The following is a 15,607-nucleotide window of genomic DNA, read 5'->3' on the forward strand; positions in this document are numbered from 1 at the left end:
GAAGATTATTATAGTTAGGAAAGGGTATGTCGCTATGAAGAGAATTGCGGTATTAACAAGTGGTGGAGATTCACCAGGCATGAATGCTGCTGTTAGAGCAGTCGTACGAAAAGCAATTTATAATAATATCGAAGTTTTTGGTGTTTATCAGGGTTATCAAGGTTTACTTGATGATAATATCCACAAACTTGAATTAGGAAGTGTTGGAGATACGATTCAACGAGGAGGAACTTTTCTATATTCTGCTAGATGTCCTCAGTTTAAAGATGAGAGTGTAAGACAAAAAGGGATTGAGAACTTACACAAGCATGGTATTGAAGGACTTGTAGTAGTCGGTGGAGATGGCAGTTATAGAGGTGCTCAACGTATTAGCGAAGAAACAACCGATATAAAAACAATTGGTATCCCTGGAACAATTGATAATGATATTAATGGTACTGATTTCACGATTGGTTTCGATACAGCATTAAATACGATTATTGACTGTGTCGATAAAATCAGAGATACTGCTTCAAGTCATGCGAGAACTTTTGTTGTAGAAGTAATGGGACGTGATTGTGGTGATTTAGCACTGTGGGCTGGATTGTCAGTAGGTGCTGAAACAATCTTAGTTCCAGAAGTGCACACAGATATTAAAGATGTTGCTGAAAAAATTGAAAGTGGTATTAAACGTGGAAAAAAACATTCTATCGTTATGGTAGCAGAAGGTTGTATGAGTGGCCATGAATGTGCAGAACAATTAACTAAATATATCAATGTTGATGCACGTGTATCTGTTCTTGGTCACATCCAACGTGGTGGTAGTCCATCTGGTGTAGATCGAGTGCTTGCTTCAAGATTAGGCGGTTATGCTGTTGAATTGTTAATGCAAGGTCAAACAGGATTCGGTGTAGGTATACAAAATAACCAACTTACAGCAACACCATTTGATGAAATTTTCAATAATGAAAGCCATAAATTCAACACTCGTATTTATGACTTAGCAAAAGAATTATCTATTTAATTTAGGAGGCTTTTATAATGAGAAAGACTAAAATTGTATGTACTATAGGACCTGCTTCAGAGTCTGAGGAAATGTTAGAAAAATTAATGAATGCTGGAATGAACGTTGCGCGTTTAAATTTCTCTCATGGTAGTCATGAAGAACATAAAGCACGTATTGATTCAATTCGTAAAGTATCTAAAAAATTAGGTAAAACTATTGGTATTTTATTAGATACTAAAGGACCTGAAATTCGTACACATGATATGAAAGACGGCTTAATTGTACTTGAAAAAGGTAAAGAAGTTATTGTGAGTATGTCTCAAGTTGAAGGTACACCTGAGAAATTCTCAGTCACATATGAAGATTTAATTAATGATGTTCAAATTGGATCATACATTTTATTAGATGATGGTTTAGTAGAATTACAAGTTAAAGATATTGATAAAGATAAAGGCGAAGTTAAATGTGATATCTTAAACACTGGTGAATTAAAAAATAAAAAAGGTGTAAACTTACCTGGTGTTAAAGTAAACTTACCTGGTATCACTGATAAAGATGCTGCAGATATTAAATTTGGTATTAAAGAAGATATTGATTACATTGCAGCAAGCTTTGTACGTCGTCCTAGTGATGTATTAGATATTCACGAAATTTTAGAACAAGAAAATAATGATAATATTACTATCTTCCCTAAAATTGAAAACCAAGAAGGTATTGATAATATCGAAGAAATTTTAGAAGTATCTGATGGTTTAATGGTTGCTCGTGGTGACATGGGTGTTGAAATTCCACCTGAATCTGTGCCAATCGTTCAAAAAGATTTAATTAGAAAATGTAATAAATTAGGAAAACCTGTTATTACTGCAACTCAAATGCTTGATTCAATGCAACGTAATCCACGTGCAACAAGAGCTGAAGCAAGTGACGTTGCTAATGCAATCTATGATGGTACAGATGCAGTTATGTTATCTGGTGAAACAGCTGCAGGACAATATCCTGAAGAAGCAGTTAAAACAATGAGAAATATTGCAATTTCAGCTGAAGCTGCTCAAGATTACAAAAAATTATTATCTGATCGTACTAAATTAGTAGAAACATCATTAGTAAATGCGATTGGTGTGTCTGTAGCACATACTGCTCTAAATTTAAATGTTAAAGCAATTGTAGCTGCAACTGAAAGTGGTTCAACAGCGATTACAATTTCTAAATATCGTCCACATTCAGATATTATTGCAGTAACACCTAGTGAACATACTGCAAGACAATTAGCACTAGTATGGGGTGCATATCCAGTTGTTAAAAAAGGACGTAAAACAACAGATGATTTATTAAATAATGCAGTAGCAACAGCTGTTGCTACTGAAAAAGTTGGTAATGGTGATTTAATTATCATTACTGCTGGCGTTCCAACTGGTGAAAAAGGTACGACTAATATGATGAAATTACATTTAGTAGGTGATGAAATTGCTAAAGGTCAAGGTGTTGGTCGTGGATCAACAACTGGGAAAACAGTAATTTCTAAAACTGCTAGTGATTTAGAAGGAAAAGACCTAAGTCAATCAATTATTGTGACTAATTCAATAGACGAAAGCTATGTTCCATATGTTGAAAAAGCTGCAGGTTTAATTACTGAAGAAAACGGTATAACATCACCAAGTGCAATCGTTGGGCTTGAACAAGGTATCCCAACTATTATTGGTGTTGAAAATGCAACGAAAGAATTGAAAAATGACTTATTAGTTACTGTTGATGCAAATCAAGGTAGAATTTTTGAAGGGTATGCAAATGTCCTTTAATTAAACAATTGTATAAGTATGTTTAAATAGAAAGCTAGAAGAGCGGGAATAACCACGTTACATGTTAATGGATAAAATTCTCGCTCTTTTTTATGTTATTTAAACATATTAGAAAAAAGTGGGAGAGAGCCGTATTCGTCGTCCCAACTTGCATTGAACGTAGATTTTCATTAAGAAAATCTCTATGTTGGGGATAGTAGTGTTGAAAAAGCTTGTTACAAGAGTATTTCAATTCAGACATCGACTGCATTAACATAAAAATGACTGGGACATTATTAATTGTTCCAGTCATTTTTCATATTGATATTTTAATGTTATTTTGCTACTTTTTTATATCTTAAATACATAATACCTAAAATAATAAACCAAATAGGTGTTAAGAAAATAGCGTTTCTTGTTGTTGCATTTACAAATAGTAAACAAAACACAAATAAGAAGAATGCTAAAATAATATAGGCCATATATTTTCCACCAGGAAGTTTGAATTTTGCTTTTTTATGTAATTCAGGATTTTTTCTATGATAATTAATATAAGCCCAAATAATTAAAGCCCACACGATAATAAATAATACTGTTGAAATTGTTGTAACATATGTAAATACTAGCGTTGCATTTGGAAAAATATAGTTTAATAATGCTGTCACCAATAATAACGCAGATGATACAATAATTGCGATATGTGGTACACCTTGCTTGTTAGTACTTTTAAATATAGAAGGCGCTTGTTTTTGTTCAGATAATCCAAATAACATACGACTATTTGAGAAGATACCACTATTACAAGATGAAGCAGCAGCAGTTAAAACTACAAAGTTAATTAATCCAGCTGCAAATGGAATACCAATTAATGAGAACAATCTAACAAATGGGCTCTCATTTGGATCCACTTTGTCCCAAGGAATAATAGACATAATGACTGCTAAAGCACCTACATAGAAAATTAAAATTCTAATCGGTACTGCATCTATAGCTTTAGGTATTGTTTTTTCTGGATTTTTAGTTTCACCAGCAGTTACCCCAATCATTTCAATACCAACAAATGAGAATAAAGCCATTTGGAATGACATAAAGAAACCAGAAGTTCCATTGGTAAAAATACCATGTTTATAAAGATTAGTTAAACTTGCATGTCCAAATTGAGTTTTATAAGCAAATAAAATCATTATTGCACCAATGACGATTAAAGCTATAATAGTTATAATTTTAATAATAGCAAACCAGAATTCTAATTCTCCAAATAATTTTGCACTTAATAAGTTAAAAACCATTAATATTAATACGCAAAATAAAGCAGTAATCCAGTTTGGTATAGTTGGAAACCAGAAACTAACATATTTGGCAACTGCAGTTACTTCTGCCATTCCCGTTATAATCCAGCATAACCAATATGTCCATCCAGTAACGAATCCTGCAAATGGTCCAATATACTCGTTTGTTACATCAGCAAATGATTTAAAACGAGTATTTTGAATAATGATTTCTCCAAGGCCTCTCATAAACATAAATAGCATGAATCCAATAATGATATAGGTTAATAGAATAGAAGGTCCAGTCATAGCTATAGTTTGACCTGCACCTAAGAATAATCCAGTTCCGATAGCGCCACCAAGAGCAATCAATTGTACATGACGATTACTTAATCCTCTTTGTAATTTTTCTTCTGCCATAAGACAACTCCCTTACATTTAATTAATATTAATTATGCACTTATATATTAAATTCGACAATTATTTTTCTAAATTTTTTCTAAAAATTTTATTAACATTGAGTTAATAAAAGATAATCATTATTGATAAATAATTAAAATATTCATTATTTTCACATAAGTCAACCTTGTCTTAATTCTTATAAATAGCTTTATAACAATTTTTATAATCATTATAATTAAAATTAATATATAAATAATTTACCAATGAAAATTTAAACCACATATATCATGATTCACAAAACTTATAATTTTAGATATACTATTTATGAAAGCCATTACATTATGTAAAAGAAAAGGGGAATTACTTATGGAAGAATTACAAAAAGGTTTAGAAGGGGTTATCGCAGCAGAAACTAAAATCAGTTCAATTATTGATAGTCAATTAACTTATTCAGGATATGATATTGATGATTTAGCTGAAAATGCTCAATTTGAAGAAATCATGTTCTTATTATGGAATTATAGATTACCAACACAAGAAGAACTTGAAGAATTAAAAGAGAAACTAAAACAATATATGACATTAAATCCAAGGGTATATAAGCATTTTGAAGAATATGCTACAGATGATGTACATCCAATGACTGCATTACGTACCTCTGTTTCTTATATTGCACACTTTGATCCAGATGCTGAAGAGGAAACAGATGAAAGTCGAAAAGATCGAGCTATTCGTATCCAAGCAAAGATTGCATCATTAGTTACAGCGTTTTCACGCGTACGAGAAGGAAAGGAACCTGTTAAGCCTAACTCTGATTTAAGCTATGCAGCAAACTTCTTGTATATGTTAAAAGGGGAATTGCCATCTGATACTGAAGTTGAAGCTTTTAATAAAGCTTTAATATTACATGCCGATCATGAACTCAATGCTTCAGCATTTACAGCAAGATGTGCAGTATCATCTCTATCTGATATGTATTCAGGTATTGTAGCAGCAATTGGTTCATTAAAAGGGCCTTTACATGGTGGAGCAAATGAACAAGTAATGAAAATGTTATCAGAAGTTAAATCACTTGATGAAGTAGATAATTATTTAGATAAGAAACTTGCTAACAAAGAAAAAATCATGGGATTCGGTCATCGAGTATATAAAGAGGGAGATCCACGTGCTAAGTACTTAAAAGAAATGAGTCGAAAAATAACTTCTGAAACCGGACATAACGAATTATATGAAATTTCTCTTGCAATTGAAAAGCGTATGCACGATGAAAAAGGCTTAATTCCAAATGTAGACTTCTTTAGTGCAACTGTTTATCATAGTATGGAAATTCCACACGATATTTTTACACCTATCTTTGCTGTGAGTCGTACTGCAGGATGGACCGCGCATATTTTAGAACAATATCGTGATAATCGAATTATTCGTCCGCGTGCAAAATATGTTGGAGAAACAAATCGTAAATATGTACCAGTTGAAGAAAGATAAAATATTTTAAAATTTAATTTATGGAGGCTTTTATAATGGCAGCTGAAAAAATTACTAGAGCAAATGATGAATTATTAAATGTACCTAATGAACCAATTATTCCATTTATTATTGGGGATGGTATCGGTCCTGATATTTGGAAAGCAGCTAGTCGTGTTGTTGATGCGGCGGTTGAAAAAGCATATAACGGTGAAAAGCGTATTGAGTGGAAAGAGGTATTAGCTGGTCAAAAAGCGTACGATGAAACTGGTGAATGGTTACCACAAGAAACTTTAGATACTATCAAAGAATACTTAATCGCAATTAAAGGACCATTAACTACACCAATTGGCGGAGGCATTCGTTCTTTAAATGTAGCATTAAGACAAGAACTAGATTTATTTACTTGTCTTCGTCCAGTACGTTGGTTTAAAGGTGTACCTTCACCAGTTAAACGTCCTCAAGATGTTGATATGGTTATCTTCCGTGAAAATACTGAGGATATTTATGCAGGAATTGAATTTAAAGAAGGAACAGAAGAAGTTAAAAAAGTTATTGACTTCTTACAAAATGAAATGGGTGCTACAAATATTCGTTTTCCCGAAACTTCTGGTATTGGTATTAAACCAGTTTCTAAAGAAGGGACTGAACGTTTAGTAAGATCTGCTATTCAATATGCAATTGATAATAATCGTAAATCAGTAACATTAGTTCACAAAGGTAATATTATGAAGTTTACAGAAGGATCATTTAAACAATGGGGTTATGATTTAGCTCATAATGAATTTTCTGATAAAGTATTTACTTGGCAACAATATGATGAAATTGCTGAAAAAGATGGTAAAGATGCTGCAAATGACGCACAACAAAAAGCTGAAAAAGATGGTAAAATTATTATTAAAGATTCAATAGCAGATATTTTCTTACAACAAATTTTAACACGTCCAGCAGAACATGATGTAGTAGCTACAATGAACTTAAATGGCGACTATATCTCAGATGCACTTGCTGCACAAGTAGGAGGAATCGGTATTGCTCCTGGTGCTAATATTAACTATGAGACAGGGCATGCTATTTTTGAAGCAACACATGGTACAGCACCAAAGTATGCTAACTTAAATAAAGTGAATCCATCATCTGAATTATTAAGTTCTGTATTAATGTTAGAACATTTAGGATGGCAAGAAGCGGCTGATAAAATTACTGATGCTATTGAAGCTACAATTGCTTCTAAAATTGTAACATATGATTTTGCTCGTTTAATGGACGGGGCTACTGAAGTATCAACTTCAGAATTTGCCGATGAACTTATTAAAAACTTAAAATAAATATAATATTTATTTTGATAAAACAGTCTAAGATGGATTTTGATGTCTTAGACTGTTTTTTTGTTCATTATTAATAAATATCATAGCAAGATTAACAAAAATATCCTTAACAAATAGAAAATATTAAGTAAATGTTAAGTTTATGTAAATTCAATATGTTGTATGTTATTTTTATTTAAATTTCAGTTATAATAAAATTGAAATTGTTAATTCTATTTAGGGAGGCAAATCATGTCACAAAAAGTATTAGTGGTTGATGACGAGCAATCAATAGTAACGTTACTAAAATATAACTTAGAAACAGCAGGTTATATTGTAGATGTAGCGTATGATGGTGAAGAAGCACTCAAAAAAGTTAAAGAGGTTAAACCTGAACTGATTGTATTAGATGTCATGTTACCCAAAAAAGATGGAATAGAAGTATGTAAAACGATTCGATCTGATAAAAATCTTGTACCTATTTTAATGTTAACAGCTAAAGATGATGAGTTTGATCGTGTGTTAGGCTTAGAATTAGGTGCTGATGATTACATGACTAAACCATTCTCTCCAAGAGAAGTTGTAGCGAGAGTAAAAGCTATTTTAAGACGCTCTCAAATTGCTAATGAAGTCGTAAAAGATGACGTGGATGATGAAGATATTGTAATTGATAATATTAGAATTCGTCCTGAATTCTTTGAAGTCTATAGAGATGATACCTTGCTTGAACTTACACCTAAAGAATTTGAGTTACTACTTTATCTTATTGAACGTCAAGGACGCGTAATTACTAGAGAACATATGTTAAATTCAGTGTGGAATTACGAGTTTGCAGGAGATTCAAGAATTGTAGATGTTCATATTAGTCATTTAAGAGATAAATTAGAAGAAAATCCTAAACAACCTAAGTTGATAAAAACAGTGCGTGGATTGGGTTATAAATTAGAAAGACCTAAAGCTTAATGATTAAATTTCATCATAGATTATTACTTCTACTATGTACAATAACAATTATTAGTTTTATAGGTTTAGGTGCAATTCTTCATCATACGATTTATCAAATATTATCAGATACTCAAACTAGAGAATTAAATCATCTATCAGAAAATATCGTAAATTTAAATAATCGAAATAAACAAGCAGACATTCAGCGTATAGCACAAAATCAAAACTTGGTTGTTGAAATTTCTGAAAATGGACATGTGTTATATCAAACTGGTAATCAACATCAAATTAATCATACTATTGATAATGCAGCTAATCCTTCGAATATTATATATCATAAAAATAAGGATAAAGTGGATTACACATTTAAAAATACTGTAAGTAATAAAACAATATACATAAGTGGTATTAATACTGAAATTTTAGATTTACAAAAAAATATGTGGAAGTACTTATCATTAATTGGAATCATCGTGTTAATTGCTATTTATTTAGCTGTAAGAAGCATTAATCGCACCTATATAAGACCAATCAACGAAGTTACTTATGCGACATCTTTAATTGCAGATGGATATTATCATGTTAGAGTACCTGAAAGTAATGTGAAAGAAACAAAAGCATTATTTGTCACTACCAATGATTTAGCAAGACGATTGCAAAAATTAAATAATAAACAAAAAATGCAATCTAATCGTCTTAAAACAACATTAGAAAATATTCCTAGCTCGGTATTAATGATAGATAAGCAAGGTGAAATTGTTATTGCAAACCATGCTTATTACGAGGTATTCAAACCAGATAGTAAAGTCGAAAATAAAGATTATACTGTACATTTAGATAAAGAAATTCAACATCTTGTTATTGAAAGCTTTAAAACTGAAAAACCGTTGCATGAACAAATTGAGTTATACATTAATGATGTTCATCAAAAATATTTTGATGTTTCTTGTATTCCCATCTTAAGTAAAGCAAAAAAGAAACTTCAAGGTATGGTTGTAGTATTACATGATATCACTAATTTAAAAAAATTAGAAAATTTGAGACGTGAGTTTGTTGCAAATGTTTCACATGAACTTAAAACTCCAATTACTTCAATTAAAGGATTTGCAGAAACCTTAATTGAAGGTGCAAAGAATGATGAACAATCTCTTGAGGTGTTTTTAAATATTATTTTAAAAGAATCAAATCGTATAGAATCACTTGTCATGGATTTATTAGATTTATCTCATATTGAACAACAAACTGAGATTGAGACTACTTATGTTAATCTTTCAGATTTAGCACATAATACAATCCATAATCTACAAACTCAAGCTAAGTATAAAAACATCGCTATTAAATCTGAAATAGAAAATGATGTTATTATTGAAGCGCATGAAGGAAAGTTGTCTCAAGTTATCACAAATTTACTTTCAAATGCCATTAACTATTCGTACGAAAATAATAAAGTTATTGTTAGAGTTTACAGAGAAGATATAAAAGTTAATCTAGAAATCCAAGATTATGGCATTGGGATAGACAAAAAAGATCAAAAGCATATTTTTGAGAGATTTTATAGAGTAGATAAAGCAAGAAGTCGTGACTCTGGTGGAACAGGTTTAGGATTATCGATTACAAAACATATTGTAGAAGCACTTCACGGTACAATTATGGTCGAAAGTGAACTGAATAAAGGATCGCTATTTAGAGTCTCATTTATAGATAAAATCGAATAACTATTTTGTCCTACAATTTTAGGTCATCCACACTTTAAAATACTTTTTTATGTTTTTAGAATTTTAAAAGGACCTAAACTTGTAGGACTTTATTTTTTGAAATTCGTAAAATATCGTTCAGTCGTTATGACCAAAGGTTTATGCTAAAATATAATTAAACTCATTCTGGAGGTTTAAAATTTGAATAAATTAGTATTGATAGATGGCAATAGTTTAAGTTTTAGAGCTTTTTACGCATTGCCACTTTTATCTAATAAAGCAGGGATTCATACAAATGCGATTCTTGGGTTCGCCAAATTACTCGAAAAAATTATCAGAGAAGAACAACCTACACATTTCTTAGTAGCCTTTGACGCAGGTAAGACTACTTTTAGACATTCTAAATATAGTGAATACAAAGGTGGACGTCAAAAAACACCACCCGAATTAAGCGAACAATTTCCCTATATTCGACAATTGTTAGATGCTTATCATATTAAACATTATGAATTAGAAAACTACGAAGCAGATGACATTATTGGTACGCTAAGTAAAGAAGCAGATCAAAATGATTTTGAAACTATTATTGTAACTGGAGATAGAGACTTAACACAGTTAGCAACTCAAAATGTGACTATTTATTATACTAAAAAAGGGGTCACAGACGTTGATCACTATACTCCAGAATTTATAGCAGAAAAATATAATGGTTTAAAACCAATACAAATTATTGATATGAAAGGTTTAATGGGAGATAGTTCAGACAATATACCCGGTGTAGCTGGAGTAGGAGAAAAAACAGCAATTAAACTTTTAAATCAATTTGATTCTGTAGAAGGTGTCTATGAGAATATTGATAAAGTATCTGGTAAAAAATTAAAAGAAAAGCTCGAACTTAGTCATGAAGATGCATTAATGAGTAAAGAGCTTGCTACAATTAATCGCTATAGTCCAATAGAAGTCACTTTAAATGATACTAAATTAAGTGATATCAACGATAATCATGAAAAAATTGAACTTTTTAAGAAATTAGAATTTAAACAATTATTAGCAGATATAGATAATAAAGCATCTGAGTTTGAGCAAGAACAAAAACAAGTTTCTTTTGATATTTTGCCTACTTTTGAATATGTTGATTTTAATCATCTTGATGAAGCAGTGATTCATTTCGAAATAGATGGTTCTAATTATTTAAAAGATGATATTTTAAAGTTTGGATTTTATGATAAAGAACGTTATATCGTAGTTGATGCAGATAATATTAAAGATTATCCAGAACTTATTAAATGGTTAGAAAATGAAAATTCTAAAAAGGTAGTTTATGATGCAAAGAAAACATTTGTTATAGCACACAGATTAAATATCAACATTCAAAATATCGTTTTTGATGCGATGTTAGCAAGCTACATTATTGATCCATCACGAACGATTGATGATGTCTATTCGGTTGTAACAAATTATCATCAAACGTATGTTAAAGAAGATGTCTCTATTTATGGGAAAGGTAAAAAGCGACATGTTCCTGATACTGAAATTTTAAATACGCATATTGCATCTATTACTAAATCTATTGATGCTGTTAAACCGTTAATGGAAAAAGAACTAGAATCACATCAACAAATGAATTTACTAAAAGATTTAGAACTTCCGCTAGCACGTATTTTAAGTAAAATGGAAGAAATTGGTATTTATACAGATGTAAATGATTTACAACACATGCAACAAGAATTACAAGAGAAGTTAGAATTGTTAGTTCAACGTATTCATGACGCAGCAGGTGAAGAATTTAACATTAATTCACCTAAACAACTCGGTGTGGTTTTATTTGAAACATTAAAACTACCTGTCATTAAAAAAACAAAAACTGGTTATTCTACAGCAGTCGATGTTTTAGAACAGTTACAGAATGAACATCCTATCATTAATGATATTTTGGAATATCGTCAATTAGCTAAATTACAATCTACTTATGTGGAAGGTTTACAAAAAGTTATTAGTAATGATAAGCGTATACACACTCGTTTTAATCAAACATTAGCACAAACTGGACGATTATCTTCAGTTGATCCTAATTTACAAAATATACCTATTCGACTTGAAGAAGGGCGTAAAATACGTAAAGCATTTAAACCTTCATCTGAAGACAGTGTTATTTTATCTGCAGATTATTCTCAAATTGAATTACGTGTCTTAGCGCATATTACACAAGATGACAGTTTAAAAGAAGCATTCATTCATGGACAGGACATTCATACTGCTACAGCACGAAAAGTATTTGGTGTTGAAGCGGAGGAAGTCACTGATTTAATGCGTAGACAAGCCAAAGCTGTAAATTTTGGAATCGTTTATGGTATTAGTGATTATGGCTTAAGTCAAAGCTTAAATATAACACGTAAAGAGGCAAAAATATTTATTGATGATTATTTAGCAAGTTTCCCTGGAGTTAAGCAATATATGAGTGACATTGTAAAGGATGCTAAAGCAAATGGCTATGTTGAAACATTATTGCATCGTAGACGTTATATTCCTGACATCACTAGTCGTAATTTTAATTTAAGAGGTTTTGCGGAACGTACAGCAATGAACACTCCAATTCAAGGAAGTGCAGCCGATATTATTAAACTTGCTATGGTGGAATTTGATAAGCAAGTTCAACATACGTCTTACAAAGCTAAATTACTTTTACAAGTACACGATGAATTAATATTTGAAGTGCCTAAGTCTGAAGTTGAAGAATTTAGTTTATTTGTTGAAGATATAATGGAGCATGCATTAGACTTAGATGTTCCATTAAAAGTAGACTCTAATTATGGTCCTACTTGGTATGATGCGAAATAGAAAGAGGAATGAATAATGCCAGAATTACCAGAAGTTGAACATGTTAAAAGGGGAATAGAACCTTTTATTGTAAATGCTACAATTAAAAGTATTTCATTTTCTAAAAAAGTAATTGAAGGTAAAAGTCAGAATAAAGAAACGATTATCAAAGGAATGAATTTAGATGGTTTTCGTTTGAATTGCGAAGGCTATAAGATAATTAAAGTCGAACGAAGAAGTAAATATATTGTTTTTCATATTGAAAAACATAATCGTAAACGTGTGTTACTTAGTCATTTAGGTATGGCTGGTGGATTTTTCATTGTCAATCACCTATCTGAGATAGCAATTCCCAACTATCGTAAACATTGGCACGTGATTTTCCATTTAAATAATGGAAAAAAATTAGTGTTTTCAGATATACGTCGATTTGGTGAGATTAGAAACCTAAATTCATTTGAAGATTATCCTTCATTTTTAGAAATAGCGCCTGAGCCTTTTGACGAAGAAGCGTTACAACATTTTAATCACTATTTATCTCAAAAAAAAGTAGCCAATAAACCTATTAAACAGATGTTACTGGATCATAAAATCATAGCAGGATGTGGAAATATCTATGCTTGTGAAGCATTGTTTAGAGCAGGTATCCATCCTGCGAGAAAAGTAAAAGATACGTCTCATCAAGAAAGACAATTGCTCTTTTATTATGTACAAGAAGTTTTAAAAGAGGGTATTGATAATGGTGGAACAAGTATTTCAGATTATCGTCATGCTGACGGAAAAACTGGAAAAATGCAATTACATTTAAATGTATACAAACAAAAGACATGTAAAGTATGTGGCCATGATATTGAACAAAAAGTTATAGCATCTAGAAACAGTCATTTTTGTCCATATTGTCAGAAATAAATAAAGTGAGCGGTGATACAAATGCCTAAAGTAATTGGATTAACAGGTGGAATAGCTACCGGAAAGTCAACAGTTTCTAAATTATTATCAGAATATGGATTTAAAATTGTCGATGCAGATATAGCTTCAAGAAAAGCAGTAGAGAAAGGATCAACTGCTTTGGAACAAATAAAAGAAACGTTTGGTGACGAAGCAATCACAAGTGACGGAGAAATGAATCGACAATACATTGGAGAATTAGTATTTAATCATCCAGAAAAACGATTAGAACTTAATGAAATTATTCATCCTATTGTAAGAACGATTATGGAACAAGAAAAGCAACAGTATTTACAACAAGGGTATGATGTGATTATGGATATTCCGCTTCTGTTTGAGAATGATTTACAAGATACTGTGGATGAAGTCTGGCTGGTCTACACATCTGAAAGTGTACAAATTGAACGTTTAATGAAACGTAACAATTTAGACTTGGATCAAGCAAAAGCGAGAGTTCATAGTCAAATATCAATTGATAAAAAAAGCAGAATGGCTGATCATGTTATAGATAATTTAGGAAGTAAATCTGAATTAGAAACCCTTCTTAAACAACTATTGATTGAAAAAGGATACATTCATGAATAATATGAGAAAAAGAGTTTAGGACTTTATTTTTAGTCTTAAACTCTTTTTATTTATATAATAAATATATTAGTTATATAAACTTAAAATGTAAAAAATATTACATTATTTTTGGTAAACGCTTTCAATCGGAATCTATTATGTTATACTAATTTTATAAAGTATAACATATAAAACAAGGGGTGCTTTAAATGTCAACAAATATTGCAATTAATGGAATGGGTAGAATAGGAAGAATGGTTTTAAGAATTGCATTACATAATGAAAATTTTAATGTGGTTGCGATTAATGCAAGCTATCCACCTGAAACAATTGCACATCTAATTAACTATGATACAACGCATGGACGTTATGATAAAAAGGTAGAACCAATTGAGGATGGTATACGTGTTGATAACCATAACATTAAGTTAGTGTCAGATAGAAATCCTGAAAATTTACCATGGAAAGATTTAAATATAGATATCGTAATTGAAGCAACTGGAAAATTTAATCATGGTGATAAAGCAGTTGGACATATTCATGCTGGAGCTAAAAAAGTATTACTAACTGGCCCATCTAAAGGTGGAGAAGTCCAAATGATTGTTAAAGGGGTAAATGATGACAAATTAGATGTTGAAAGGTATGACATTTTCAGTAATGCTTCATGTACGACAAATTGTATAGGACCAGTTGCTAAAGTTTTAAATGATCAATTTGGTATTGTAAATGGATTAATGACTACTGTTCATGCAATTACTAATGATCAAAAAAATATTGATAATCCCCATAAAGATTTACGTAGAGCACGTTCATGTAATGAAAGTATTATTCCAACTTCTACTGGAGCAGCAAAAGCATTGAAAGAAGTTTTACCAGAACTAGAAGGTAAACTTCATGGGTTAGCTTTACGTGTGCCTACAAAAAATGTTTCTTTAGTTGATTTAGTTGTAGATTTAGAAAAACCGGTAACTGTTGACGAAATTAATAATGCATTTCGTCATTCAGATTTAGATGGTGTTTTAGAAGTAGAAAATGCACCTTTAGTATCTGTCGATTTCAATACAAATCCACATTCAGCTATTATCGATGCTGAGAATACAATTGTAATGGATGATCATAAGGTGAAAGTGATTGCTTGGTATGATAATGAATGGGGTTATTCTAATAGAGTAGTAGAAGTAGCTGAAATGATTGGTGAACAACTAGTAGAAAAGTCTACCGTGACTGCAGTTTAAGCTTTTAATAAGTAAAAGATTGTTAATTTTAGAGTTGATATTCTAATATAATGTCATTGATTTTATAGATTAAAAAATTATAAAACATTAAATAATTTTTTTAATGAGTCATATGTAGGAAAGTGAAAAAAGAATTTATATTGAATTCTATTTCACTTTCCTTTTTATATTTTATTATAGGTTTAGACAGCTAAGTTGTATCA

11 protein-coding genes are annotated in these 15,607 nt (G+C 30.9%); 10 read left to right on the forward strand and 1 reads right to left on the reverse strand.

All coding sequences use genetic code 11. The features are described from left to right. The first annotated feature begins 34 nt into the window (after positions 1–34). Both pfkA and pyk read left to right on the forward strand, forming a co-directional pair. Positions 35–1,003: a 6-phosphofructokinase gene (gene pfkA, locus HMPREF2881_RS04785; protein ID WP_002448931.1), complete on the forward strand. Its 969-nt coding sequence runs from the start codon at positions 35–37 to the stop codon at positions 1,001–1,003. A 17-nt stretch (positions 1,004–1,020) separates the two neighbouring features. After that, positions 1,021–2,781 carry a pyruvate kinase gene (gene pyk / locus HMPREF2881_RS04790; RefSeq protein WP_002487994.1) on the forward strand — a complete coding sequence of 587 codons (1,761 nt, stop codon included), beginning with the start codon at positions 1,021–1,023 and terminating at the stop codon, positions 2,779–2,781. Between the two features lie 314 nt (positions 2,782–3,095). Here pyk and HMPREF2881_RS04795 read toward each other — a convergent pair whose 3' ends face one another. After that, entirely contained in the window at positions 3,096–4,448 is a 1,353-nt protein-coding gene (locus tag HMPREF2881_RS04795) for an amino acid permease (protein ID WP_002449012.1), read from the reverse strand. Positions 4,449–4,796: 348 nt separating this feature from the next. Here HMPREF2881_RS04795 and HMPREF2881_RS04800 point away from each other — a divergent pair, with 348 nt between their 5' ends. The 8 genes from HMPREF2881_RS04800 (at position 4,797) to gap (ending at position 15,404) form a co-directional block, all read left to right on the forward strand. Beyond that, a complete protein-coding gene (locus HMPREF2881_RS04800) occupies positions 4,797–5,915 on the forward strand; it encodes a citrate synthase (protein ID WP_002487975.1) in 1,119 nt (372 codons plus the stop codon). A gap of 35 nt (positions 5,916–5,950) precedes the next feature. Next, a complete protein-coding gene (icd, locus tag HMPREF2881_RS04805; RefSeq protein WP_002448978.1) occupies positions 5,951–7,222 on the forward strand; it encodes an NADP-dependent isocitrate dehydrogenase in 1,272 nt (423 codons plus the stop codon). Between the two features lie 231 nt (positions 7,223–7,453). Continuing rightward, complete coding sequence (locus HMPREF2881_RS04810; RefSeq protein WP_002448933.1) at positions 7,454–8,164, forward strand: response regulator transcription factor; 711 nt, start codon at positions 7,454–7,456, stop codon at positions 8,162–8,164. Then, positions 8,164–9,861 (forward strand): two-component system histidine kinase PnpS, encoded by a 1,698-nt coding sequence (pnpS, locus tag HMPREF2881_RS04815; RefSeq protein ID WP_002448928.1) that lies wholly within the window; start codon positions 8,164–8,166, stop codon positions 9,859–9,861. Before HMPREF2881_RS04810 ends, pnpS begins: the two co-directional genes overlap by 1 nt. Before the next feature lie 180 nt (positions 9,862–10,041). Further along, on the forward strand, positions 10,042–12,678 hold the full coding sequence (polA, locus tag HMPREF2881_RS04820; RefSeq protein ID WP_002455220.1) for a DNA polymerase I: 2,637 nt from the start codon (positions 10,042–10,044) through the stop codon (positions 12,676–12,678). Between the two features lie 15 nt (positions 12,679–12,693). Beyond that, positions 12,694–13,566 carry a bifunctional DNA-formamidopyrimidine glycosylase/DNA-(apurinic or apyrimidinic site) lyase gene (gene mutM, locus HMPREF2881_RS04825; RefSeq protein ID WP_002455221.1) on the forward strand — a complete coding sequence of 291 codons (873 nt, stop codon included), beginning with the start codon at positions 12,694–12,696 and terminating at the stop codon, positions 13,564–13,566. A gap of 21 nt (positions 13,567–13,587) precedes the next feature. Next, complete coding sequence (gene coaE / locus HMPREF2881_RS04830) at positions 13,588–14,190, forward strand: dephospho-CoA kinase (RefSeq protein ID WP_002487989.1); 603 nt, start codon at positions 13,588–13,590, stop codon at positions 14,188–14,190. A gap of 188 nt (positions 14,191–14,378) precedes the next feature. After that, entirely contained in the window at positions 14,379–15,404 is a 1,026-nt protein-coding gene (gene gap / locus HMPREF2881_RS04835; RefSeq protein ID WP_002487983.1) for a type I glyceraldehyde-3-phosphate dehydrogenase, read from the forward strand. Positions 15,405–15,607 lie beyond the last annotated feature (203 nt).

Origin of the sequence: Staphylococcus sp. HMSC057A08 (assembly GCF_001812925.1) — a bacterium.
Lineage (GTDB): Bacteria > Bacillota > Bacilli > Staphylococcales > Staphylococcaceae > Staphylococcus > Staphylococcus hominis.

What these genes read in the sequence shown, in the direction of transcription:
- pfkA (WP_002448931.1), top strand. Translation starts at nt 35, where the DNA reads ATGAAGAGAATTGCGGTATTAACAAGTGGTGGAGATTCACCAGGCATG.
- pyk (WP_002487994.1), top strand. Translation starts at nt 1,021, where the DNA reads ATGAGAAAGACTAAAATTGTATGTACTATAGGACCTGCTTCAGAGTCT.
- HMPREF2881_RS04795 (WP_002449012.1), bottom strand. Translation starts at nt 4,448, where the DNA reads ATGGCAGAAGAAAAATTACAAAGAGGATTAAGTAATCGTCATGTACAA.
- HMPREF2881_RS04800 (WP_002487975.1), top strand. Translation starts at nt 4,797, where the DNA reads ATGGAAGAATTACAAAAAGGTTTAGAAGGGGTTATCGCAGCAGAAACT.
- icd (WP_002448978.1), top strand. Translation starts at nt 5,951, where the DNA reads ATGGCAGCTGAAAAAATTACTAGAGCAAATGATGAATTATTAAATGTA.
- HMPREF2881_RS04810 (WP_002448933.1), top strand. Translation starts at nt 7,454, where the DNA reads ATGTCACAAAAAGTATTAGTGGTTGATGACGAGCAATCAATAGTAACG.
- pnpS (WP_002448928.1), top strand. Translation starts at nt 8,164, where the DNA reads ATGATTAAATTTCATCATAGATTATTACTTCTACTATGTACAATAACA.
- mutM (WP_002455221.1), top strand. Translation starts at nt 12,694, where the DNA reads ATGCCAGAATTACCAGAAGTTGAACATGTTAAAAGGGGAATAGAACCT.
- coaE (WP_002487989.1), top strand. Translation starts at nt 13,588, where the DNA reads ATGCCTAAAGTAATTGGATTAACAGGTGGAATAGCTACCGGAAAGTCA.
- gap (WP_002487983.1), top strand. Translation starts at nt 14,379, where the DNA reads ATGTCAACAAATATTGCAATTAATGGAATGGGTAGAATAGGAAGAATG.